The organism is Brevibacillus sp. YAE8 (genome assembly GCF_057543335.1).
Window position 1 is genome coordinate 1 of record NZ_BAAIYG010000077.1, and the last position, 1078, is coordinate 1078.

At 46.3% G+C, this 1078-nt stretch carries 1 protein-coding gene; it reads right to left on the minus strand.

The window, feature by feature from the left end:
* Positions 1 to 9: 9 nt before the first annotated feature.
* Complete coding sequence (locus AC27IT_RS27665) at positions 10 to 969, minus strand: IS30 family transposase (protein WP_007786161.1); 960 nt, start codon at positions 967 to 969, stop codon at positions 10 to 12.
* Positions 970 to 1078 lie beyond the last annotated feature (109 nt).

The window sequence follows — 1078 nt, forward strand, 5'->3', positions numbered from 1 at the left end:
GACGGATTGTCAAGCCAAGTGCGACACTGCCTCCATGAATGATTCGTAGGCGGTCTTCCAACCCAAACACTTTCTTGGACGATTGTTAATGAGATATAACGCATGGATCAATTCTTCCGTTGATACTTCAGCAAAATCTTTACCTTTAGGGAAAAATTCACGGAGAAGCCCATTGGCATTCTCGTTGGTGCCTCGTTGCCACGAGGAATATGGATCGGCAAAGTAAATATCCAGGCCATGGTCTGCCTCCAATCGTTCATGACAGGCAAATTCCTTTCCACGATCAACAGTGGCTGTTTGAAATGTACCTTTAGGAAAAGAGCCAGCAATCACTCCAAATGCCATCTCGAAGGATCTTGCAGTTCGATCAGGCATCTTGATGGCAAGATAGAGACGGGTCTTACGCTCGGCAAACGTGGCGACGCATGCTTTGCTTTTTCCCCGACTGGAAACTACCGTATCCAGTTCCCAATGCCCAAAACTCTCACGTTTTCTCACTTCTTTTGGTCGTTGTTGAATGGATTTTCCTACGTTAAATCGACCACGCGTTTCTCGAGGGTGTCTGCGTTTTCCCTTTTGGCGCAAGACGGTGGTATCTCCCTTCACCAATAAACCTTGATAGAGCCAGCGATAAATCGTTTTAAACGATACTTTCTGATCGGGGAAGTCCTGGCTCATACGTCCAGAAATTTGCTCAGGAGACCAGGTTTGTTCTAATTTCTCGGCAATATAGGAGCCACGTTTAGGTGTCCATTTGCCACGGGAAGTGGATTTCTCTCGACGCTGCTCATACGCATGTTGAGCATTCTCGGCTTGATATTCGCCTGCCTCTATTCCCCGAGTTAACTCACGGGCAATCGTAGAGTGATGTCGTTTGAGTTCAGTGGCAATAGCCCGAGTAGACCAACCCAGACGATGGAGTAACGCTAGCTGACTGCGCTCTGTTATGCTAAGATGTGAATAACTCATGATTGATTCTCCTGTGTAAATGTGGTGTGGTAACTTCATTTTACACGAATCAATCATGGGCCATTTTTTTATCTAGCTGTTGGTGTCGCACTTCATATTACAATCCGTC

Coding starts and splice junctions, on each gene's coding strand:
- AC27IT_RS27665 (WP_007786161.1), bottom strand. CDS start 969: ATGAGTTATTCACATCTTAGCATAACAGAGCGCAGTCAGCTAGCGTTA.